Source organism: Acetivibrio cellulolyticus CD2, from assembly GCF_000179595.2.
In the GTDB taxonomy this organism is placed as follows: Bacteria; Bacillota; Clostridia; order Acetivibrionales; family Acetivibrionaceae; genus Acetivibrio; species Acetivibrio cellulolyticus.
Genome location: NZ_JH556657.1, coordinates 354,665 through 378,238, shown reverse-complemented (window position 1 = coordinate 378,238; position 23,574 = coordinate 354,665). Strand labels below are relative to the sequence as shown.

Annotated in this window: 23 protein-coding genes; 14 read left to right on the top strand and 9 right to left on the bottom strand. The window is 34.0% G+C overall.

All coding sequences use genetic code 11. The features are described from left to right. Nucleotides 1-25: 25 nt before the first annotated feature. The 3 genes from tnpC to ACECE_RS0213640 all read left to right on the top strand — a co-directional run bounded on the left by tnpC (nucleotide 26) and on the right by ACECE_RS0213640 (nucleotide 4,228). Nucleotides 26-877, top strand: a complete 852-nt coding sequence (tnpC, locus tag ACECE_RS27535; protein WP_010248127.1) for an IS66 family transposase — start codon at nucleotides 26-28, stop codon at nucleotides 875-877. A 94-nt stretch (nucleotides 878-971) separates the two neighbouring features. Then, nucleotides 972-3,095, top strand: a complete 2,124-nt coding sequence (locus ACECE_RS0213645; protein WP_010248125.1) for a substrate-binding and GGDEF domain-containing protein — start codon at nucleotides 972-974, stop codon at nucleotides 3,093-3,095. A gap of 128 nt (nucleotides 3,096-3,223) precedes the next feature. Continuing rightward, a complete protein-coding gene (locus tag ACECE_RS0213640; RefSeq protein WP_026073839.1) occupies nucleotides 3,224-4,228 on the top strand; it encodes a sodium:calcium antiporter in 1,005 nt (334 codons plus the stop codon). 135 nt (nucleotides 4,229-4,363) lie between these two features. Here the strand turns inward: ACECE_RS0213640 and ACECE_RS0213635 are convergent, their stop codons facing one another. Next, a complete protein-coding gene (locus ACECE_RS0213635) occupies nucleotides 4,364-4,753 on the bottom strand; it encodes a DUF4363 family protein (protein ID WP_010248121.1) in 390 nt (129 codons plus the stop codon). Continuing rightward, nucleotides 4,754-5,443 carry a DUF421 domain-containing protein gene (locus tag ACECE_RS0213630; protein ID WP_010248119.1) on the bottom strand — a complete coding sequence of 230 codons (690 nt, stop codon included), beginning with the start codon at nucleotides 5,441-5,443 and terminating at the stop codon, nucleotides 4,754-4,756. It abuts the gene before it with no gap. 328 nt (nucleotides 5,444-5,771) lie between these two features. On the opposite strand from ACECE_RS0213630, the gene ACECE_RS0213625 reads away from it, so the two are divergent. Continuing rightward, nucleotides 5,772-6,386: a potassium channel family protein gene (locus ACECE_RS0213625; RefSeq protein WP_010248117.1), complete on the top strand. Its 615-nt coding sequence runs from the start codon at nucleotides 5,772-5,774 to the stop codon at nucleotides 6,384-6,386. 54 nt (nucleotides 6,387-6,440) lie between these two features. Further along, nucleotides 6,441-7,124: a potassium channel family protein gene (locus tag ACECE_RS0213620; RefSeq protein ID WP_268871016.1), complete on the top strand. Its 684-nt coding sequence runs from the start codon at nucleotides 6,441-6,443 to the stop codon at nucleotides 7,122-7,124. Between the two features lie 70 nt (nucleotides 7,125-7,194). On the opposite strand, the gene ACECE_RS0213615 is transcribed toward ACECE_RS0213620, so the two are convergent. From ACECE_RS0213615 to ACECE_RS0213600, 4 genes are all read right to left on the bottom strand, one after another. After that, entirely contained in the window at nucleotides 7,195-8,586 is a 1,392-nt protein-coding gene (locus ACECE_RS0213615) for a TrkH family potassium uptake protein (protein WP_010248113.1), read from the bottom strand. A 206-nt stretch (nucleotides 8,587-8,792) separates the two neighbouring features. Next, the gene (locus ACECE_RS0213610) at nucleotides 8,793-8,999 is read right to left on the bottom strand and encodes an alpha/beta-type small acid-soluble spore protein (RefSeq protein ID WP_010248111.1); all 207 of its coding nucleotides are present in this window, start codon (nucleotides 8,997-8,999) and stop codon (nucleotides 8,793-8,795) included. Between the two features lie 260 nt (nucleotides 9,000-9,259). Next, nucleotides 9,260-10,495, bottom strand: a complete 1,236-nt coding sequence (locus ACECE_RS0213605) for an MGDG synthase family glycosyltransferase (RefSeq protein WP_010248108.1) — start codon at nucleotides 10,493-10,495, stop codon at nucleotides 9,260-9,262. Nucleotides 10,496-10,716: 221 nt separating this feature from the next. Beyond that, nucleotides 10,717-12,303 carry a DUF342 domain-containing protein gene (locus ACECE_RS0213600; RefSeq protein WP_010248105.1) on the bottom strand — a complete coding sequence of 529 codons (1,587 nt, stop codon included), beginning with the start codon at nucleotides 12,301-12,303 and terminating at the stop codon, nucleotides 10,717-10,719. Between the two features lie 175 nt (nucleotides 12,304-12,478). Here ACECE_RS0213600 and ACECE_RS0213595 point away from each other — a divergent pair, with 175 nt between their 5' ends. Continuing rightward, on the top strand, nucleotides 12,479-13,681 hold the full coding sequence (locus ACECE_RS0213595; RefSeq protein ID WP_010248103.1) for a D-alanyl-D-alanine carboxypeptidase family protein: 1,203 nt from the start codon (nucleotides 12,479-12,481) through the stop codon (nucleotides 13,679-13,681). 70 nt (nucleotides 13,682-13,751) lie between these two features. Here the strand turns inward: ACECE_RS0213595 and ACECE_RS0213590 are convergent, their stop codons facing one another. Further along, on the bottom strand, nucleotides 13,752-13,949 hold the full coding sequence (locus tag ACECE_RS0213590) for a putative motility protein (protein WP_010248100.1): 198 nt from the start codon (nucleotides 13,947-13,949) through the stop codon (nucleotides 13,752-13,754). 193 nt (nucleotides 13,950-14,142) lie between these two features. Between ACECE_RS0213590 and ACECE_RS0213585 the strand changes: the two genes are divergently transcribed. Continuing rightward, nucleotides 14,143-15,891, top strand: a complete 1,749-nt coding sequence (locus ACECE_RS0213585) for a B12-binding domain-containing radical SAM protein (RefSeq protein ID WP_010248097.1) — start codon at nucleotides 14,143-14,145, stop codon at nucleotides 15,889-15,891. A 15-nt stretch (nucleotides 15,892-15,906) separates the two neighbouring features. Here ACECE_RS0213585 and ACECE_RS0213580 read toward each other — a convergent pair whose 3' ends face one another. Next, nucleotides 15,907-16,344, bottom strand: a complete 438-nt coding sequence (locus ACECE_RS0213580; protein ID WP_010248094.1) for an ATP-binding protein — start codon at nucleotides 16,342-16,344, stop codon at nucleotides 15,907-15,909. A 217-nt stretch (nucleotides 16,345-16,561) separates the two neighbouring features. On the opposite strand from ACECE_RS0213580, the gene ACECE_RS0213575 reads away from it, so the two are divergent. The 7 genes from ACECE_RS0213575 (at nucleotide 16,562) to ACECE_RS0213545 (ending at nucleotide 22,783) form a co-directional block, all read left to right on the top strand. Next, a complete protein-coding gene (locus tag ACECE_RS0213575; RefSeq protein WP_010248091.1) occupies nucleotides 16,562-17,194 on the top strand; it encodes a hypothetical protein in 633 nt (210 codons plus the stop codon). Between the two features lie 325 nt (nucleotides 17,195-17,519). After that, the gene (locus ACECE_RS0213570) at nucleotides 17,520-18,632 is read left to right on the top strand and encodes an AAA family ATPase (protein ID WP_010248088.1); all 1,113 of its coding nucleotides are present in this window, start codon (nucleotides 17,520-17,522) and stop codon (nucleotides 18,630-18,632) included. Nucleotides 18,633-18,706: 74 nt separating this feature from the next. After that, nucleotides 18,707-19,945: a CpaF family protein gene (locus tag ACECE_RS0213565; RefSeq protein ID WP_010248084.1), complete on the top strand. Its 1,239-nt coding sequence runs from the start codon at nucleotides 18,707-18,709 to the stop codon at nucleotides 19,943-19,945. 16 nt (nucleotides 19,946-19,961) lie between these two features. Continuing rightward, complete coding sequence (locus ACECE_RS0213560; RefSeq protein WP_010248081.1) at nucleotides 19,962-20,756, top strand: type II secretion system F family protein; 795 nt, start codon at nucleotides 19,962-19,964, stop codon at nucleotides 20,754-20,756. Nucleotides 20,757-20,768: 12 nt separating this feature from the next. Beyond that, nucleotides 20,769-21,647: a type II secretion system F family protein gene (locus tag ACECE_RS0213555; protein ID WP_010248078.1), complete on the top strand. Its 879-nt coding sequence runs from the start codon at nucleotides 20,769-20,771 to the stop codon at nucleotides 21,645-21,647. An 84-nt stretch (nucleotides 21,648-21,731) separates the two neighbouring features. Continuing rightward, the gene (locus tag ACECE_RS0213550) at nucleotides 21,732-21,926 is read left to right on the top strand and encodes a Flp1 family type IVb pilin (protein ID WP_010248075.1); all 195 of its coding nucleotides are present in this window, start codon (nucleotides 21,732-21,734) and stop codon (nucleotides 21,924-21,926) included. A 146-nt stretch (nucleotides 21,927-22,072) separates the two neighbouring features. Beyond that, nucleotides 22,073-22,783 (top strand): zinc dependent phospholipase C family protein, encoded by a 711-nt coding sequence (locus ACECE_RS0213545; protein ID WP_010248072.1) that lies wholly within the window; start codon nucleotides 22,073-22,075, stop codon nucleotides 22,781-22,783. A gap of 49 nt (nucleotides 22,784-22,832) precedes the next feature. Here ACECE_RS0213545 and ACECE_RS0213540 read toward each other — a convergent pair whose 3' ends face one another. Continuing rightward, a complete protein-coding gene (locus tag ACECE_RS0213540) occupies nucleotides 22,833-23,474 on the bottom strand; it encodes a YhcN/YlaJ family sporulation lipoprotein (protein ID WP_010248069.1) in 642 nt (213 codons plus the stop codon). Between the last annotated feature and the right edge of the window lie 100 nt (nucleotides 23,475-23,574).

Here is a 23,574-nt window from a genome sequence, read left to right as displayed (position 1 = left end):
TTAAAATGCGAAGTCCTTCACATGGATGAAACAAGAATTCCAGTGTAATAAGGAAGAAGGCAAACAAGCTAGCAGTGATTCTTTCATGTGGGTCATGCGAAGTGCAGCTTGTGAAGAGATCAAGGCAGCTTTCTTCCACTATTCCAGAAGCCGAAGCGGTGATGTTGCAAAGCAACTATTACAAGGGTTTCATGGATATCTAACCACGGATGCGTATAGTGCTTATGAGAAAGCGGAGAACATTAAAAGAAATCTTTGTTGGGCTCATTGTCGACGCTATTTCATAGAAAGTATTCCGCTGGACAATAAAGGAAAAGAGATCTCGGGTTCCAAAGGAGCTGAAGGAAGGGAATTCATCAATCTTCTCTTCAAAGTGGAAGATGAGATAAAGGAACTGTCATATGACGAAAAGAAAGAGAAGCGTCAGGAGGCGTCACGCGCCATTCTTGATGCCTTTTGGTCATGGGTTGAAGAGACCTCTGCAATTTCTACTACAAATGAGAACCTGACAAAAGCTCTAAATTATGCTAAGAATCAGAAAAAGTATCTCGAAACATTTCTAGAAGACGGAAGACTTCCCATCTCAAACAATCTTTGTGAGGCAAATATCAAACCATATGCCGTGGCAAGAAGAGCCTGGCTTTTTGCTGACACTCCAAGGGGAGCAACTGCTAATGCGATCCTTTATACATTGGTGGAATCTGCCAAAGCAAATATTTTGGACGTGTATGAGTATCTAAAATATATCCTTGAAGCAATGCCTAATACAGATTTTAAAAACCACCCAGAACTTCTGGACAAGTACCTGCCTTGGTCAAAGGATTTACCGGAAGAATGCAGGCTGAATCATAAACATAAAAAGTGCTTCAAAAAATGACACCATTAGCTTATCGCAATGATCGTGATATAGCTAGACGTCATCTTTTGAAGCACTTACGGTTTTCAATGCCTCAAAAGCATTAGGCGTAAACTTGATTGTTGTTGTTGGAAAGTCCCTACACTCCCCGGATTACTATGATTATAATTATAATATTTCATACTATTTTATAAATGATAAAAATGTAGATGGGGTTATTGTTTCATCAGGAACTATTTCAAAGTATGCCAGCAAGGAACAACTCGAAGAATTCATACACCGGTTTAATATCCCGGTTGTTTCAATGTCTCTGCCAATTGGTATGTCTTGCTGTATTGATAATAAGCAGGGATTTAAAAGTGCTTTACAGCACTTAATAGCTGTTCATAACAAGAGGCAGATAGCATTTATTACAGGACCTGATGATCATCTGGAAGCTATCGAAAGATTTAACGTCTATAAAGATACTTTGGCTCAGAACAATATATCTTTTAATCAGGACTTAATTATAAAAGGTGATTTTACTATAGATTCTGCTACTTCATCTGTTTCATCTTTTCTTAGGAAAAATATTCAATTTGATGCAATTGTAAGTTCTAATGATGAAATGGCATTTGGTGCAATCAAAGTTTTAAAAGAAAACAATATCAGGGTACCTGAAGATATTCCTATAATTGGTTTTGATAATGTATCCGCATCGATGCTATTAAGGCTAACTACTGTTAATCAACCAATCTATGATTTAGGGTACAACTCGCTAGAAATGCTGGTAAATGCGATTACAAAAAAAGAATTTGAGAGTAGAGTTTTAGGAACAAAACCAATAATTCGTGATAGTTGTGGCTGTAAATTGGATAAAATTATAGATCAAAAAGCCTCAAGTCCGAATTCAATAAAATTTGAGTCCTTTGTTGAAGATTTTGTTAACTCGGAAGCTGATGAAATTAGTGCGGTTTTTGATTTGGAGACATTTAAAAGGTTTCTAAATATTTTCCTGGACTCTTTAGCAAATTCCAAAACAAAGGTGGCTCTTTTAAATTCTTTCGATGAAATTGTATGTAAACTTAGTGAAGATAATTGTTTTATATTGTTCAATATAATTTCCAGGCTAAGAAAAGCAGTTTTATTTTTGGATATAAAACAAAAAGTTGTTGAAAACTATTTTTTCGATCTTACAACGATATTAATTGAACAACTCAACCGAAAAAGTGCTACAAGAAAAAGGCGAGTTCTAGATTCGGAAAACAATTTAAGACGTATTCTTATTAGAATGCTGACATCAATGAATGATTTTAGTGATCAGAAAAAATACTTGATTGAAAAATTCAAGGAAATGGGTATAGAAAGCTTTTACATTTATTTATATGAAAACAATTTTTCCTTTAATAAGCCTCAAAGGTCTAATTTTATAAAACCAAAGAATCTAAAACTAATTCTTACATCTCAAGACGAATGCAATGAATGGGTTAGCTCGGATGAAATGTTTTCCGAGTTATTATCAACGCAATTTAAAACCTATATTCTATTTCCGCTTTTCTTTCAGGATGAGCAATTAGGACTAGCACTTTATGAGTTTAGGAACATTGTGTATGATAATTCGGTTTTTGAAACCTTAACGGTTGACTTGTCTTGTGCTATAAAAATCTCACAGCTAATGTCATACAGGCAGAAGATTGAAAATAAGCTTCAAAACACATTGATGGAGTTGGAAAGTTACAACCAGGAACTTAATTACTTGTCTACCTCCGATGAACTTACAGGCTTATATAATAGAAGAGGTTTTTATAATCTTGCTCAAAAAAGTGTTGACCTTGCGCAGAAGTCAAATAATAATGGATTTCTATTTTTTGCCGATATGGATGGATTAAAGCAAATAAATGATACCTATGGACATGAAGAAGGGGATAATGCCATTTTGGCAATGACAGGAATTTTAAAAAGCGCTTTTCGCAGTAATGATATTATTGCAAGGTTTGGTGGTGATGAATTTACTATTCTAGCCATCACATCTTATGAATTTTATGAAGATCTTGTTTATGGCAAAATCAGAGATTTAATTGATGATTATAATAATAAGTCAAAAAAATCATATAAACTATCTATTAGTTTTGGGTGTGCTTCTTTTAGGAAGGATGAAGAAAATATTTCAGTAGATTTGCTTATAAGCAAGGCGGATAATTTACTATATGAGGAGAAAAGGAAAAAGAAAATATTAAACACATACCCCAAAATTTATTAATATTAAAGAATCCGAACTAATATACTTAAGGTATAGCAAATGTATACCTTATTTTTTTGTATCAAAAATGAACTTTAAAAACTTAAAATAAATACAAAAATTAGACAAACAGGATGTGATATATGCTTATGTGGCCTAATATTTTTCAAATGTTTTTGAGTTTGCTTCTAATACTTGCCAGCTGTGAACTTTTCACAAACAGCATCGAATGGCTAGGAAAGAAGTTAAGGGTAGGGGATGGTGTGGTAGGAAGTTTATTTTCAGCGGTAGGTACATGTCTTCCTGAAACTATGATTCCTATTATTGCTATATTATTTTTTAGAGAAAACAATTCAATTGATATCGGAATTGGAGCTATAATTGGGGCACCATTTATGCTTAGCACATTGGCTTTCTTTGTGACAGGAATAAGTGTTGTGATCTTCTGGAGAAAGAGAAGGACCGGTATGTCTATGGGTATAAATCGTGAAATTGTGAGCCGGGATATTTGTTTTTTTATAGCAGCTTATACCCTGGGAATATCGTCAGCATTTATAAATATAGAGATTCTAAGAACTGTAATTGCTTTGTTTTTAATCTCGATATATATATACTATATTTTTCTTACAGTCAAGCAGGATAAAATCCAGCAAGGCCCTATAGATAAGCTATATTTCTCAAAAATATTTCATATTAAACCACGTTTTTATGTTATAATGCTTCAGGTGTGTTTGGCATTACTGGGAATAATAATAGGAGCTGACATATTTGTGGTAAGAATAGAAGCAGTTTCAGCATTATTTGGTATACCTGCAATTGTTCTCTCTCTTGTTATTACTCCAATAGCTACAGAACTTCCGGAGAAGTTTAATAGTATAATTTGGATAAGCAAAAGCAAGGATGCTCTAGCATTGGGTAATATTACAGGGGCTATGGTATTTCAAAGCTGTATACCTGTTTCAATAGGAATATTATCAACAGACTGGAGCTTGAACTCAAATGCAGTTATAAGTGCTCTTATTGCGGTTATGTCAGCGTCGGTGGTATATTTTTGGATGGAAAATAGAAAAAGTCTAAATCCTATTCCCCTTATCATGGGGGGGTTTTTCTATACTGTTTTCATATGCACTCTTTTTTACCAGTTTGCAATATAATATCTATTAGCTATAAATCGGTAGACTTTTTTAATGCCTAAGAAAGTGTATTTCTTTCTGGCATCAAAAAAGTCTACCGAAAGGCTGTTTGCTGCAGAGAAATACCCTAGTTATAAATCGACGAAGCTGACTTTTTTATAAGACATTTTTTAGGTTAAAGGACTCTTTAACCGGTATATGGTTTATATATTTCTTTAAAGATGCCAACTCGGCAAGAGCAAGAGGGGCACTCTTTGATTTTACATACTCAGATACCTTTGATAGAGCTTCGTCTATATTGTCTATTTCAGCGTGGTCCAGTAATACTGCCCAGATTTTTTCTACTCTAGGCCATTCTTCCTCAATGGCTGCCAGTTCGGTTTCGGCTGCTTCCCATTTTCCATCCCTTGTATTAGCTTCAACAGTACTTATTTTTTTTTCAATACTTTGCGCATGGCTGGAAAGAGTGCGGTTTGTAAAAACGGATGCACCAAAAATTATAGCAAGTATTACAGTTATAATTAAAACTATTTTTGTAGAGTGCATCTAATTCTTTCTCCTTTCTGATGACTTGAGTTGCCAAAATAGTTTACCCTGAGAGTCTAAGGAGGCAAATAGAATATCAGCCAGATTATTAACATCGAAATTCATTAGCTCGTTTTTAAGCCAAATCTCGTCTAGATTTGCCTTTTTTAAACTATCATAATTTATGTTTCCATCTACAATGAGGTCTAGGGGTAACCCCTCATAGTTTGTCGTAATATTAAGATCTTCAGCAATTACAGGCCTCTTTTGAGATTTTGGTATTATGCTCAACTGACCATTTGTTTCAAGTATTGCAAATTCTACATCTGCAATGTTTGGTGTGTTATTAATTCTTAATTGCTCTAAAAGGTCATTTAGAGTATACATTTCCTTTCTAAGCTCTTCTTCTTGTATTTTCCCATTTTCTATAAGCACGCTTGGTTTACCGCATATGACTCCTCTTGCTTTTGTACTTTTTAGGGCAATAAATGATAATGCCATTTGTGCAATTAACAGAGTTAGAATGGGAATTATTCCATTTACTAGCGGTATGCCTGTATTTTGCATAGGTACAGCTGCAAGCTCAGATATCAAAATAGCAACTGCAAGCTCAAATGGTTGAAGTTCTCCGATTTGTCTCTTTCCCATTACCCGCATGGTTATAACTACAAGCAAAAATAAAATTAAGGTTCGAGTGAAAACTACAAGCACAGAATCATCCTTTCCGGGTCCAGTATAATAAGGTACATGGTTTTAAAGATGTACAATATGCTTACATATCAATATTATTTTTTTCATATTGAGTTTTTATTATACATCTGAGTAAAATTGCGCAATACCTAGATTAGCTAAGATATTCTTATATAAATAATTATAAGAATCAAATACTTGTTTATTACATATTAAGTCAAGAAATTCGCCGGTATACAAATATTAGTTAATTAATATAAAATGAAATTTATTAGTTTTAAATAACTGTTCAAACGACCTTTTGGACAGATTTAAATTGACGAACGGCTATTATACAGGAGGAAGGGTTATGCAAATAATTGTAATCGGGTGTGGGAAAGTCGGAGCAAGATTTGCGCAGGTTTTGTCAGAGGACGGTCATGATGTAGTTATAGTTGATAATGATAGTAGGTCTTTTAAAGCCCTTGATCCGGATTTTGACGGTATAACAATAACAGGTGTACCTATAGATCAGGATGTGCTTAAAAAGGCTGGGATTGAGACGGCTGATGCATTAGCTGCCGTTACTCCTGATGACAATGTCAATATAATGGTTTGCCAGGTTGCAAAGGAGATATTCAAGATACCGAAGGTCGTTGCGAGAATATATGATCCTGCGCGTGAAAATATATTTCAACATTTTGGACTTCAGACTATCTGCCCGACACAAATAACTGTTGAGGTTATTAAATCCATGGTGGTTGGAGAACCAAAAACATCGCTGCATACAATAGCTAATACTGTTTTAACTTATAATTATGTTAAAGCTCAAAATACATATTTCGGAAAGAAGCTAAATTCTGTTAAACTCAAAGAAAATTCGTTTGTTTTTGGAATAATTCAAAATGGTTCATTTTATTTTGCAAATGAAGATATTACCATAAATCAGGGAGATACCCTTGTTATAGCACAAAAAGGCAGATAGTGTTTGAATATCGTAGTATAACCAGGTCAAAATATATAATATTATTTTTGGAGGTTGTTAAGAATGTATATAGTTGTTGCTGGGGGCGGAAAGATAGGTTATTATCTGATAAAAACGCTTCTACCTTACAAGCATAAGTTAGCTGTCATTGAACCGCAGATTGATTTGTGCGAAAAACTTGCCAATGAACTCCGCATTCCCGCGTTTAACGGAGATGCAACGGATTTAGATATACTTGCTCAAGTAGAGATTGCCAAAGCGGATACTTTTATTGCGGTTACAGGTAAGGATGAAGACAATCTTATTGCATGTCAGTTGGTTAAGCGAAATTATGGTGTTAAGCGAACAATAGCAAGAGTTAATAATCCCAAAAATATAGAGGTTTTTCAAAAGCTAGGAGTAGATTTTGCAGTCAGCAGCACATCTATAATTGCTGATTTAATAGAACAGGAAGTTGATTATACAGGCATAAAGACTCTTATGAAGTTGAAAAGCGGTAAATTGGTGTTAAGTGAGATTGTTATTACAGATAAATCTCCTGTGAACAATAAGAGCTTAAAAGATATAAATATTCCTAAGGATTGCATACTTATCTCAGTTATAAGAGATGAAGAAGTAATTATTCCAAATGGTTTTACTGTATTAAAAGATAAGGATTACATCATAGTTATCTCATCAAAACAGGATCAACAAGAATTAAAGGAATACTTTTTAGGTAAGAGTAAAGAATTGTTTTGATTTTAGGAATAGATAAAATATTACTTAATTAATTTTCAGAAAAAAAGCGGCATTTTAGGTGCCGCTTTTTTTATCCTACAATTATTTTTCCCTCAGGATAAATCTGATCTTCATTTTTCTTGATGTTTCTTAAAGAAAGTGTAAGTGCAAACGAAAGAGGGCCTACCCTTCCTAAAAACATGGTGATAATAATGGCAATTCTGCTAGTACTTGATTGCAAGTTAGGTGTACCAAATGATGAAAGACCAACTGTGCCAAATGCTGATGTAGCTTCATATAAAGTATCAATAAAGTAAAATCTATTAGCTTCAGCTACAAGAATAATAGTTGTAACTGTAATTACAAGTATCAGACTTAAGCCGATAATTGTAAGGGATTTATTAACAGTATTATGAGAAACTTTATGCTTAAATATTATTGTATCATCTGAACCTCTCATCTGTGAAATGATTGCAGCAATTATAATACCGAAAGTGGTTACCTTAACTCCGCCGCCTGTTGAGCCTGGAGCGGCGCCAATAAACATAAGTATAACGTTTCCGACTTTTGTTATTTCCTTCATTGGTAATATGTCAATTGAATTAAAACCAGCTGTTCTTAATGATACCGATTGGAAAAAAGCATTAAGTAATTTGTTCGTAATACTTAATTTACCTAAGGTAGCTGGATTATTATACTCAAATATAAAGACCGATAAAGTTCCAAATAGCAGTAAAAGCGCTGTAAATACAAGTACAACTTTAGTATGAATAAGAAGTTTTTTATTTACCCTGTATTCGTACAGGTCCTTCCACACCATAAAGCCTAGACCGCCAATGATAATCAATAGGGCAGTAGTTAGCAGAACAATAGGATCATCGTTAAATACAGTCAAACTACGGTATTTTCCAACCAGATCAAAGCCAGCATTGCAAAATGCTGAAATAGACTGAAAGACTGACATGTAAATACCTTCAGCAACAGAACGTTTATTAGCTATAGCATAAGGAATAAGCCTTGTGGAAAAAATAACGGCACCGAAAAATTCTACAATAAACGTTACTGAAATTACTTTTTGTATAAGCCTGAGTACTCCTTCCGAACTGAAATGGTTCAGCGATTCCTGGGCGAGTATTCTGCCTTTAATTCCTACCTTTCTTCCTAAAAGAACAGAGAAAAATGTAGCGATAGTAACAAAGCCAAGTCCGCCTATTTGTATCAGAAGAATGATGACCGTCCGCCCGAAAACATTCCACTGTGTAGCGGTATCAACAACAACAAGCCCGGTAACGCAGGTTGCGGATGTGGCTGTAAAGAGTGCTGTAAGGAAGCTTACAGGTGGCTGGCCAGGGTTGGATGCTATCGGCAGGGTTAATAGTAATGCCCCCCAGAATATAACAGCCGCGAAACTAAATACGATTATCTTGGTTGGTTCAAGGGAAATAATTTTGTTATTTTTGAATTTGTATTGGAGTTTTACCATATCTACCACCGTTTCCTGAAAGTAATTACTAATATAAAAATTAGTATAGCTTTAGCTATTAGTTAATTATATCATATTATTTTTATATTTCCATATATTCTTGTACTTTTAGCGGTTGCATAAATTTCTCCAATAAAAACTCCGGGACATCGAGGCATTAAAAAAATAGCAGGAGATTAACTCCTGCTATTTTTTATTACTTATCCTTATCTTGAAGTATCACCTAAACGTTCTGTAGGATAGCTATTTCCAGTATAGGATTGGAATACTTTCTTAACGATGTTACCACCAATTTTACCAGCATCTTTAGAACTTAAGTCACCGTTGTAACCCTGCTTTAAGTTAACTCCAACTTCCCTTGCTATTTCGTACTTCATGTTATCAAATGAAGTTTTGCTATTATTGTTTGCCATTAATATCACCTCCTTATTCTTATTGTTTCTTAAATAAAACGGATTATGAGTAGTAAGTTTTTCTATTTTTTTTATGTTAACAGTTTGAATCATATAAAAGGACATTAAGAGTATAAAGGAGAGGATTAAAATTAATGGCTATATGGGTGGGTGTTATTATAGATTGAATTTACTGAATGAAATAAACAGCTATCTATTTTACTTTAGATAGCTGTTTCATTATATATTGGATTATAGCTGAAGTTGCATTTTCGGCATTCCTAAAAGTTTCTGCGTCTTCTTACAGGAATCTTTTTCTTTAAACTTATCCTTTCCGGGATGCTAATTTTTTTACTAATATCCCAGAATCTAGTTGAGCTATCGGGGATAGTAACTTCCCCTGAACCTTCTATGCTCAAAATAAAATCTGCAATTTCTTGGGCAACGTTAGGATTTAAAAACTTTTTCTGAGAACGTTTGATTTGTTTTAGCTTGCTTGCATTATTAATAAGCAGTTCCCTGGTTATTGCCTTAAGTTTCCGGGTTTCTTTACAAACTACTCCGAGGTTATGTTTTAAAAGGTAACCCGGGTTTCCTTCCTCTTGTCCTGGTAAGTTTCCTGTTACAATAAGAGGAACATTACAAGCTACTACCTCCATCATTACATTTGGGCTTCCGCGGGTTATAGCTAAATCAGATGAAAGCATTAGCTCCTGAATATTTTCTGTAAAACCGAATACTTCAACTCTATCAGTTCCAAACCTTTCATATAAAGATCTTTCCAGCCTTCTTTTTAGTACTTTATTTCTGCCGGTCACAACTTTAACTCGACAATTAAAGTTCTTTAACAGTATACTGGCAATTGTATTCATATTTCCAGATCCTTCTCCACCGCTCATAATAAGGCACTCTAAAGGACGGTTTCTATTGTAAGTGGTTTCAGGAGTGTCAGCGTTTAGATGCTGAAGGAATTTTTGCCTTACTGGAAAGCCGATTAATTTAAGCTTGGATTCAGAAACTCCAAACTCAAGACACTTGTATTTTGATTCTGTTGTAGGACATATAACGTAGTCAACCCTGGGATCAGCCCAAAGAGGAGAAATAGAAACCAGATCAGCTATTAAAGTAACAAAAGGAATTTTTATCTCATACTCTTCCAGAATATTTAAGAGTGAGCCGTTGAAATTAGGATGTACCGAAACAATCAAATCTGGATTAACACTTTTTAATAGCTTTAAAAAGCTATCCCTTACTGATACCTCAATGAATTCATTAACAATTGAAGGCTTTTTCATTGATATTTCCCAAATCATTTTCCATATTTCTTTTGCATTTCTTGTAATAGAGCCATAAAGTTTGCTAATTCTAATTCCCAGGTTTCCTAGAAGTGTAAAGCCATCTATAACATGTACATTTACATCGGAATTAAGGGAGAACTTCTCCAGTAAAGAATCCGTTATGCTTTTGTGTCCATGGCCTGTATAGTTTGATGAAATTATTAATATATTTTTTGCCATAAATCCTCCTAATTAATTAAGCATAAGTATTGTTATTTTGAACAGTTATATTATATTACTTAATTTTTACAAGTAAAAGGTTTAATATGAGTTTATTAAAAATAAATTTTTTTTGAGAGTTATTTTAGAGATTTATTATACCCATTATTAAACCTATTACAATACCAAAAGTATTATTAATTTTAATTAGGAGGAACTATAAAATTTTTATGATAAAGTAATCATATTTGCTTTAATTCACCATCTAAAAAGAAAAGTGATGTTGCAACAGACGCATATTTTATCTCGCTATGGATGTTTTTTACAATAAGAATACAGTTTGGGTACACTCTTTTAGTTATAGTGATTTCACATTCACCTTTTGTTTTTAAATACATGTTTAGGTTCTTCCTTTCGTGTTCAAGAGCCTTTATTTCTTCTCGAATTTCAACTAACCTGAGAAAATTTTTATTATAGATTTTAACTTCTACAACTGTCATTTCTTTTTGTGATGCACCGGAAAGTTCTTGTTTGAGTGACTGCTGCTCATCTTTTAGACTTCCAATTCCGTTGACAACACTTTCAAGTCTTTCAGTTAAAGCTTTTCTGTTAAATCCTGTTACTTCAACTATAGTTTTTACTTCCAGTGGTGAACCGATTACAGGTGCAGTAACTTTCATTTCTGCTTTTATATTTCCGCCTATAATATTACCCTTGGTAGATTCAATAAATACTTCCTTGGCATGGACAAAGCTGTTTATACAGTAAAAGCCTATATGTGCAATGCCGCCGCAGTTAAGGACTACATTGTTTACAAACTTGGTAAATATATCATTTTTTGCAGTTATTTCAGTTTGATTCTTTGAAACTATTCCGCCTTTTATAAAAATACTGCCTTCCAAGCTTTTTATTCCTTTGACATTTCCTAACCCTAAGGGACTGTTTATCTCAATATCTTTAGTTGCAACTACCGAAAAACCGTCAGTTACAGTACCTTTGATTGTTACATAGCCATCAAACTCTATGTTACCTGTAGTGAAATCTACATCTCCGTCGACTTCGAGATGGTTGCATACAGTTATTTTGCCATCAATATAGTTTGCAGCACCATTAATTTTAGAATATAGGATAGTTTTACCGTTTAATAAAATTTCGTAAACTGAGTTTTTATCATATAATAGTGGAAAATTCTTTCCTTTAACGGTTTTTAGACTACTGCCTGTTACGGTCCTTCCGGGAAAACCTTCTGTAGCTTCAATCCGTTCACCAAGCCAGTCTCCGGCTTTAACCTTGTTTATCAGTTTCAAATCATAGTAATCAGCTTTCCCATCTTCTTTGATTTCGGGCTTGTGTTCGCTTAATTCATACATTTTAATTATGCTGTCTTTTCCATCAACACTAGCTTCTCCCTCGGCAATAGTATAAGTTTTGCCTGTTTCAATTTCACCAAAAAAGAATTCTCGTTTTATTCCAAAGATTATACCGTGCTTGGTAAGAGCCTCATAGGTTTCCTTGACAAGAGAATCCCGGTTTTTAAGATCCAACGCACTTTTGGGGAGGTTATAGGTTATTGTTGCTTTAAGTCCATCATCAGATGTCTTGATTATTATTTTTTCTTTGAGCTCTCCAAATTTCTTCGGAGGTATAGGAGCGTGACTGACAGCATCTTTTATTACATTAAAATCAACGATCTGAAACTGTGGGTATGCAGTAATTATGCTATTCAATTGATTCAATGGCATTCCGCTTTTCAAAGACTCAATATACACACTATTTGATATAATGTATATCTTTATATACTCGTCTACATATACAATTTCACTATCCATATAATATTAATCCACCCCCTATAATTAATATCGGAGTTTGTAAGATATAATTTAATCCAGCATGTTGTAAATTTTATACTTTGTTATATCAAAAGTTAGATATAAACCATTTACAAATTACATATAGATTTATAGTAAAAAATAATTGATAGGTGTGATGAACTTGGTTGGGGGTATGATGAGGAGAAAGATTACTGCTTCAATTATATGCTTGATTTTAATAGTGTCATGGAGTTGGATTACATTTGCAGATGATTTTACCGAAGATGAACCTTTTAGAGAGATTTTTTCGACAGAAGTAAGTAATGCAGCGGGTTCAAAAACACCTAAAATTGAGGCTGGCGCTGCAATAGTTATAGATATGAAAAGCGGAAGAGTATTATATGAGAAGAATGCTTATTCTACAAGGTCAATTGCAAGTACAACAAAAATAATGACTGCAATTGTGGCAATAGAAAAGGGAAAACTTGATAATAAGGTCAAGGTGAGCAAGAGGGCAGCGAGCGTTAGAGGATCTGTTATACACCTTAAAGAAGGTGAAGAATTATCGCTTAGGGAGCTTTTATATGGCTTGATGTTAAATTCAGGGAATGATGCGGCAATAGCAATAGCAGAACATATAGGAGGGAGTGTAGAAGAGTTTGCCCAGATGATGAATGACAAGGCGCGAGAACTTGGACTAAAAAACACTCAGTTTAAGACACCACATGGTCTTGATACCCCGGGGCATTACTCAACTGCGTATGAGCTTGCACAAATAGCCAGATACGCTTTGGGAAATTCTACATTTTCTCAAATAGTAGGAACACAGAGTACATCGATAACAGGCAGGAGTTTATATACAACAAATGAAATGCTTGGTGCATATCCCGGTGCTGATGGGGTAAAAACGGGCTACACAGGTCAAGCCGGAAGGTGTCTTGTGGCATCGGCTACCAGAAATAATATGAGGATTATTTCTGTAGTTTTAAACTGTCACAGCAGGTCTGTAAGGGCACAAAGCAGCAAAGCTATTCTGGATTATGCTTTTAACAATTACAAATTATATAAACTTTTAGATAGTGAAGAAAACGTTGGTAAACTTCCAGTTGTAAAAGGAAAAGGAGAGATTGTGCCTATTATACCTGTTGAAGGACTGGAAGTGGCTCTTACTGAAGAAGAGAAAAACAGCCTTAAAGAAGAACTTTATCTGTATAATAACAAATTGATGGCACCTGTCCATCCTAATGTTGAAGTAGGGTATATAAGATTTACGGCAAATGGGCAAGTGATTGATCAGATAGCTTTAAAGACAAATGCAGCTGTAGATAAAAAATGCTTTCTTGACTATTATAAGGATGTAGTTGGGATATGGTATAAACTCATTAAACAATATTAAGGTATACCCGGAGAAAACAACTTATTAGCCATACCCTATAGCATTTTGTTTAAGGTTTTGCAACAATCCATTAAACACTTACATCGATAGAACTGCCCTTGTGTGGTGTAACTGAATGTTCGAGTACTTTTGAATTGACTTCCTGCATGTTATTAATGAGAGTACCAACAGTTTGTGCATCCTGATTCATAGACTTCCTGAGAGTGGCTATATCTATAGCCTGCCTTACGCTGTTTAGAGATTCAAGGGGGATACTGCTCATATTCATTGTCATACCACCTTCCATATAATAATTATATCATTGTCTAGGTACTAATGAAAATGGTAATATGGTCTTATAAATTAAAGAGACTTATTTCGCGTTTCCTTTTACTATATTTTTTGAATAATATGAAGTCTTCCTTGAAATAGGTTAGAGACTTTTGATATAATAGTTCGATATCTATTTGGGGAGAAATAATATGAAAACTGTTATAGTCGCTTTAAATTCAAAATTCATACACTCAGCATTGGCACCATGGTATTTAAAGGCAAACTGCATGCCTGAATGCGGAGAAGTTAAGGTGATGGAGTATTCAATAAACGAGATGATTGATTCGGTGCTTGCAGGTATATATGAAGAAAGTTGCGATATTGCTGCGTTTTCATGCTATATTTGGAATATTGAATATGTACTGAAAATAGCAGATAATTTAAAGAAAGTACTTCCAAAAGTTAAAATTATTCTTGGAGGACCTGAAGTATCTTTTAATGCTTTTGAAATAATGGACAAAAACAGTTGCATAGATTACATCCTATCAGGAGAGGGAGAGTTGACTTTTGGACAACTTTTAAGAGCACTAATTAATAAATCCATAGAGCCGGATAGTATTAAAAGTCTCACTTATCGAGATGGAGATCATCTGGTTTTGGGTGAAGAATATGCTATTATAGAAGACCTGAACATGATAAGGTCACCTTACAGCGAGGAGATGTTTTACAATGTAGGGAATAAAATAGTATACTATGAGTCGTCAAGAGGATGTCCCTTTGACTGTTCCTACTGCTTATCATCTACTTTTAAAGGTGTCAGATATTTATCCATGGAACGTGTGAAGTCTGATATTCTGGCTTTTATTAAAGCAGGTATTAAGATGGTTAAATTTGTAGATAGGACTTTTAATTGTAATTTGGAAAGGGCAAAACAAATATTGTCATTTGTTATTGATAATGCCGGTTCGACTCACTTTCATTTTGAAGCAGCAGCAGATCTTTTTGATAACGAGATGATGGATATTCTTTCAAAGGCTCCTACAGGACTTATCCAGTTTGAGATTGGGATTCAGACTACAAATAGCAAAACGCTTATTGCTGTTAATAGGAAAACAAGATTAAATGAGGTGTTTTTCAATGTTCAAAAACTTAATAGACTTGGAAATGTTCACTTGCATCTTGATTTGATAGTGGGATTGCCCTATGAGGATTATGAGTCCTTCAGAAAATCTTTTAATGACGTATATGAGTTGGGACCACAACAACTTCAAGTTGGATTTCTCAAGCTTCTTAAGGGCTCGCGTATAAGGGCAGAGTCAGATAAATATGGTTATAACTTCAGAAATTACCCTCCCTATGAAGTTTTAAGCAGCAATTACTTAAGTTTTGGAGAAATATCAAAACTTAAGTGTATTGAAGATATGGTAGAACGCTTTTTAAATTCAGGAAGATTCAATAAAACTATCGATTACCTGATTAAGGGCTTTTTTGCTTCGCCCTTTGATTTTTATGAAAAATTATCAAAGTATTTCAAAAGGTCAGGATACTTTGACCGTTCTTTGTCTAGTCGGGATTTGTATACGATAGTTTTGGAATTTGCTCAAAAGATTGAAATAGATATAGATTTAAAAATAGTAAATGAGCTTTTGAAATTTGATTTTTTGCTTTCTAACAATACAAATAACCTTCCAGCTGGGTTAACTAGGAATATGGACTTGGGTTTTAAAGAAAAGTGTTTTGATTTTTTAAAGAACGAAGAATATATCTTAAAATATATTCCGCACTTTGAAGGAATTCCTGCAAAGCAGATATATAACAAGGTCCACTTTGAGATGTTTTTGAATGATATAACGAATGAAAATGTTATGGAAAGTAAGAATACAGTTATATTATTTGATTATACCAATAGTAATGATGTTACAGGACACTTCAATTTTTCAAAAGTCCCAATTGCTTGATTAAGGGAATTGAAGCTATTTCCATAAATCATTAAGCGATATGGAAATGTTGATTTTTGTGCCTTTTGGGGTATTTGGAGTGATTTCCATACTATCGGATAGTCTTTTGATTATCATAAGCCCCCAGCCTCTGCCTTTAATAGAATTCAAGTCAGTGCCGAGATTTTCTGATTTAAGCAGTGATGTATCAAAACCTGAACCTTCATCAGTCATTTCTAAGGTTATTTTATCAGGATGCCTTTTCATATAAAATGAAACTGTTCCAGCGTTTCTGTTATAACCGTGCTCAAGAGAGTTAATGAGTAACTCGTGGGTAGCACTTTTTAATTTAAAAATAGCTTTTTCGTCGGAAGTCATTTTGCATATAACATCTTCACATAAAACTAAAAAGTCTTCAATACTGTCTTTATCAAAGGGTATGAATGCATCAAGTTTATAACTTAATATTTGCATGAACCGATCCTCCGAATGCATAATAAACGAGTAAATAACAATAAAATTATATCACAAAAGGGATAATAAATAAAAGTGAGTAATATAATTTGAAATGCTTTTTAGAAAAAAATGTTTAATATTATTATGCTTTCAGTATTACTTCGTTCTGGATTTGTATTTTTTATGGAAATTTGGTATATTATTTTTATACATAACAATTGAAGGGTGTGGGAATGTGATCAGTAATAACGACAGGGAATTGTTCAAGATTATGGAAGATTCTCTGAAAAGATATTTGAAGGCGGCGGGTTTGATTTCACAAGAAGCATTTGATATGTTATCCAAGAGTAATGGACTTTTGTGGAGCGAAATAAGTGATCAGGTAGATATTTTGAAAGACATGACTAAATGTAACACAACAGAAGAAACTGTTTCTGAAAAAAAAGAAACTGATTCTGGAAAAAGAGAGGCTATTCCTGAAAAAAGAGAAACTGTTCTTGAAGAAAGAAAAACAAGTTTTGAAGTTAAAGAGCAGGCTATTCAAAAAAAAGAGCCGGAATCACCAAATAAGGAAGACGGGCCGATCAAGTTGTACAATAAAGTAGTTGCTCATTTAAAAACTCAGAATTGTAATGAACTGCAATGGGTAAAAACTTATTCAATAAAGCAACCCTATGATGATTTGGTTGACTTTGAAATAAAATACTTTGAGCATAAAGATCCGTCACACGAAGGAAAAAACTATATTCTGTTTGGGGATACAAGAAAACATTACTCTATCAGAAAATCAGGAGATGATATTGTAGGTGATACTTCAGAATGCTTTGATATTATACTAAACCTTTCCGAGGTTTTTAATATCGATTAAAACACGCAATTAATATTGATTTGTTTAGCTAAAATAAAACAAGTATATTACTATCTGGCTATATACTTGTTTCATTTTAGGAATTAGCCTGAAATTAAAGATTGCAGTACAATTGTTTAATAAAATTTGACAAAAATTCGTAGTAAAAGTATAATATAATATATAAACGCTTTAAAAGTCGTAATCATATTTTATTCTCTAGGTTGTTCTTAATTTTGTTTTAATATTTTAAATAAACATCAAATATTATATTGTTTTATATAGTTATATTGTTATATATTAATATAAGATGCTTTTATATTTTTATGTTTACGGGGGAAATGTTATGACAAGGTTGAAACTGATTATTGCTGACACCGATGAAACTTATGTTGAGAGTATAGCCGGATATTTTATGCTGAATTACTCTCAAAGATTCCAGGTAAGCTCTTTTACTGATAAAGCATGTCTTGTAGAATATCTATCAGATGAGAGTAATAAAATTGACGTTTTATTAATAGACTCTGAATTATATTCTCGTGAAATTCTGAAAGGAAACGTTGCAACGGTTATTCTACTTACAGTAGATAGGGTTAGCAGTGAAAGCAATGAATATTATACTATTAGTAAATATCAACAAGGCGATAAAATTGTAAGTGATATATTCAATATATATGCCCAAAAAGACGATGGAGATATTATCAATATTACAGGAGAGAAAAAAACAAAAGTAGTTGCTGTTTATTCTCCTATAGGTGGGTCGGGAAAAACGACCATTTCAACCAGTTGTGCAATACAATGTGCTCAGAAAGGGCTCAAAGTTTTTTATCTTAATCTTGAAGATTTCCAATCTACAGCTTTATTTTGTGATTGCAGGGGAGGACAGAATCTTTCAAATATTTTGTATTACTTGAAGGATAAGAGTAAAAACCTCCAGCTTAGGATTGAATCAGCTAAATGTATAGATGGTGAATACAACATTCATTATTTCTGTCCGCCTGAGAGTTTACTTGACCTGCAGGATTCAAAGCCTGAGGAATTAAAGACGCTCCTTGGCGAACTTAAAAGTATGGGCCAGTATGATATTGTGTATGTAGACATGTCTAGCAGCTTTGATGATAGAAATATTTCAATACTTGACTCTAGTGACGAGATACTATTGGTTCTTCCTCAAGATGCTGTATCTGATATAAAGATTGATTTGTTCTCAAATGAGATGGACATTTTAAAGCAGAGAAAAGGAATTGATTTTTCTGATAAAATAAACTTGGTTTTGAACAAGTATAATAGCTATATGGCATTGGAAGTTGAGACGGTGAGTGTTTGTGGCAATTCAATTGACTACTATATTCCGGTTGTACCAGGCATGATGGCTATAAAAGGCAACAACCGTCTTATGGACCTGCAGGGTCATTTTACTGAAAGCATAGAAGAGCTTATTGAAAGATACAAGGAATAATTGAAATTTTACTTCGGATTTTTGCGTAGCCTTTTTGAAATAGTTGTGTTAAAAAGTGCAAGGAGGATATGTTAATGGGTATAATCGATAAGACAAGCCTTATATCCGAAGTAAAGAAAACTGTCAGTGAAAGTGTGGACCTTGGAAAAGATATTTCCGATGAGGAGATTAAGGAATTAATCACCTCTATCGTTTTTGAAAAATCCAAACAATTTTATCTGACAGTTTCTGAAAAGAGAGAAATTAGTGAAGCGGTTTTTAACTCCATGAGGCGCCTCGATGTCCTACAGCCCATTATTGATGATGAATCGGTAACAGAAATTATGATCAATGGTGCGGATAATATATTTATTGAGAAGGATGGGAGGACACAAAAGCTTGATGTAAGGTTTGAAAGCAGCGAAAAGCTAGAAGATGTTATCCAATCAATAGTTTCTAAGGTGAATAGAAGCGTTAACGAATCCTCACCTATAGTAGATGCAAGATTAAAGAACGGTTCTCGTGTAAATGTAGTTTTAGGACCAGTTGCACTTAACGGCCCTATCATGACAATTAGAAAATTTTCAGATAAACCAATGACGATTGACAGACTTATTAGTTTTGGCTCGCTCACGAATGAAACTGCACAAGTTTTAGAACGAATGGTGCGAGCCAAATATAATATATTTATCTGTGGTGGTACTGGCTCTGGAAAAACAACCTTCTTGAACGCCCTATCCAATTTTATTCCTAAAGATGAAAGGATTATTACAATAGAAGACTCAGCAGAACTTCAAATTGTTGGCATTGATAATATAGTCAGAATGGAGACTAGAAATGCTAACACTGAAGGCAAAGGCGAGATTACAATCAGGGACCTTATCAAGGCATCCTTACGTATGCGTCCTGAAAGGATAATTGTAGGTGAAGTTAGAGGTGCTGAGGCGCTTGATATGCTTCAAGCTATGAATACTGGGCATGACGGTTCACTATCAACGGGGCATGCAAACTCAAGCAGGGATATGCTTTCAAGGCTTGAGACTATGGTGCTAAGTGGTGCGATCATGCCGTTAGAAGCTATTAGACAGCAAATTGCGTCTGCCATTGATATAATAATTCACTTGGGAAGAATCAGAGATAAATCAAGAAGAGTATTGGAGATATCTGAGGTTGTAGCGTACAGAGATGGAAATATCCAATTGAATACTTTATTTGAATTTATTGAAGAAGGTGAGACCAAAGACGGGAGAGTTATAGGTACTTTAAAAAGAACTGATAATGAAATGGTTAATACACTGAAGTTCAAAATGGCAGGAATATTAGATAAAGTATGAAGGAAGGAATTGCCGGATGATTGGAAAAAAGGAAATCCAAGAGGTTGCTATGGAAAAAAGCAATAACCTGCCTGACTATGACACATATGTTATGAGCCTGAAAGAACGTGTTGGATATACATTATTAGCAGCAGTTGCAGTTTATTTAATAGCATATATATTTTATCAAAACTGTATAATTTCGCTGGTAGTATCATTTGTTGCTTTGTTGTACCCAAAGATAAGAAATAAGGAGATAATTGAAAAAAGAAAGAATGAACTGAACTTGCAGTTTAGAGATATGCTTTATTCCCTGTCTTCATCCCTTTCGGCCGGCAAATCTATTGAATCCTCATTTAAAGAAGTCCTAAAAGATCTTTCCATAATCTACCCGGATAGCAATTCGTTTATCATAAAAGAGGTTGAATATATTGTGCGAAAAATTGAGATGAATGAAACAATAGAGTCAGCATTGGAAGATTTCGCAGCAAGGTCCCACCTGGAAGATATAGAGAATTTTGTTGATGTACTTCAAACAAGCAAAAGAACCGGAGGAAATATTGTTGATATTATAAAAAACTCATCAAATATTATAAGCGATAAAATAGAGGTAAAGGAAGAAATAGATACACTTTTGGCATCAAGGAAATTTGAACAGAAGATATTGGCTCTAATGCCTGTAATGCTTATATTGTTCCTGTCTTTAAGCACAGGAGATTATATGTATCCAGTTTTTCACGACTTAAGAGGCAGATTGGTAATGACTTTATCATTGGCATTAATTATTATTGCATATTTTATCTCCAAAAAAATAATGAATATAAAGGTTTAAGGAGTAGAAACTATGCAGATCAATTCTATTATGCTTGCAATTTTCCTGGTAGTGACAGGCTTCATTCTCATTCTTGTTATACTCTCATCAAAAAAATATAAAGAATATACCGAGCCGCTTGACAGTAATGAATACAAGTTAAAGGGCTTGATTCCTGCGGGCTTGTTTATAATTGATGCGGTCAAGTATGGTTATAGTACAAAGTATGATAGAAAACTGATGTCAAAGATTATCGAAATATATGGTGCAAAATATTCGCACTTTTATCTGCAGATTCATTGGGCAAATAAGATTGCATTTGTGCTGCTGGCAGCATTCCTTCTTAGTTTATTTGGGCTAAGCAGCAAGCCGGATGTAGGTTATGGGTTCTTTTCTTTGATTGTACTAATTGCTATAGCCTTTCTTACGGACAATGAATTAAATGAAAAGGTAAAAAAACGTCGTACGTCTATGCAACTTGATTTTCCTGACTTTTTGAACAAGCTTACGCTTTTGATCAATGCCGGAATGACTGTACAGAGAGCATGGGAGAAAATAGTGACTGACAACAAGAAAAACAGTGTTTTATATGAGGAATTAAGTATTGCAGTTGCTGATATACGCGCTGGGAAATCGGAGATGTCTGCTTATGAGGATTTCGCAAAAAGATGCAGGATACCGGAAATAACTAAATTTGTCTCTGTGGTTTTGCAAAATATTAAAAAGGGAAATACGGAACTGGTATCAATTTTGAGGCTTCAGGCTTCAGAGTGTTGGGAAATGCGTAAGCGGGCAGCAACTAGGTTGGGTGAAGAGGCCTCAACAAAAATGTTGTTTCCGATGATGATAATGTTTGTTGCGATATTAATTATTGTAACAGTTCCTGCTATATTTGCCATGCAGGGGATTTAGAGATCCTAATTAGAATTAGGTTATGAAGAACAGTTAGGGGTTGTTATATATATATAAAAGGTAAAGTGAGAGGAGGTGAATGGTATGTTGAGTTTATTTAAAAATTTTCTAAAAGAAGAAGATGGGATGAGCACTGTAGAGATAGTAATAATTATTGCCGTTCTTGTGGGTCTTGCGATATTGTTTAGAGGCTATATAGTATCTTTTGTTAAAGATATTCTGGAAAAGGTTTTTCAATCAGATCAAATTGAAAGTCCATATCCTAGTTCTACACCTTAGTAAAAACCAATTGAGTTAGTTTATGGTTAAAACCGGTTTCGTGAGTTTACATGAAACTGGTTTTTTTTGGACGAAATACAGATAAATAAAAAATCTAAAATTGATAAACATAACTTAAGGAAAAAATTAATTTAGGAGCGGAAAATATGGCGGGCAGACTTGAAAAAACATACGGAAAAGCATTCAAGTACGTCTTACTGGTAATTAATCCTTTTAAAAAGAAGGTTATTAAGACTGAATGTGAAATACATAAATTTATCAACTTTCAGGCATTGAAAATACTGGAGAAGGATAAATACCTGGATGCTCATTGCTTTTTCAGCGATTATATTGTTGACTTAAATGACGGGGTTGTATGGGCTGATCAGGACCTTAAAAGCTCAAATCATTTTTATAGTCCAACAAGTGATAAGGGCCTATTTGGAAATAGCAATGCAATGAGTCTGTCTGTTGAGTATTATCAAAAGGCAAAGGAGTATTGGTTTCTTCAAAATACCAATAAATCAATGTTTTATTTGGGTGCTGCGGTTCACCTGGTTCAGGATATGACAGTACCACATCATGCCAATATAAGACTTTTAGATAAACATAGACAATATGAAAACTACATAAAGCGTACTTATTTAAGTACACCTAATTTTGCTGTAGATCATGGAGGCTACTATATGGCGGGCATTGAAGAGTTTATAAAATGTAACGCCAGAAATGCTATAAAAATTTACAGCAGATTGAAAGACATAAAGGAAAATAAAAAAAGGTATTATACAATAGCTAAATTTACTCTACCACTTGCTCAGAAAACGACAGCTGGCTGCTTGCTCAATTTTTATAGAGATGTTTCAAAATCAATAAAGTAAAGGACGGCAAAAATGCCGTCCCCAACTCAGATATTATATTCTTATTTGCTTATGATGCTGATGGTGTAATCTGTTTAATTAAGTTGTTGAAATCCTGAGTTATCTGGTTTATTGATTTAGTAGTAAGGTTGTTATACATTTGATTTACATTTGTCATCATGTCTGGGGATTCTGATACAACAACCTTTGTTATAGTAGGGTCAAAGCTTTTAACTCTCTGTGTAACAGCTTTCTTTAAAGCATCAGTATTGGCTGCTGCATTACTTGGGCTGCATGCGACAAGTGCAGTATCTCCAACTACTATAACGTTTGCATCTTTAACCTGAGGTACATTTTTTACCTGGCTTTTGATACTCATGGCTCTTTCTGTCATATTATATGAGGTATTTACAGGAGCACCGGGTACGGGTGAAACAACAGCAACCCCAGGTATAGGTGCAACAACAGCACCCCCAGGTATAGGTGAAATAACAGCATTAGGTAAAGGCGAAACAACATTAGTTCTGCCTGTGTTGTTAACAAGATTGTTTCCAATTCTTGTACCATATTGAGTTACATTCTGTTTTTGTATAATTCCTGTTTTCCCGGGACTCATATAGTAATTTGGTCTCGTATTACAGGCAGCAAGTGGTAATGTAAAGATTGTTAGACCCATTGCAATTGCTGCAGTTTGTAAGAACTTTTTGTTCATTATAAAACCACCTCCAACATTATTCTTCTCAATAGGACGCATTTTATAAGAGTTAAAATAAGATATGAAAGTGAAGTATTATTAGTGTTGGGATAATTTT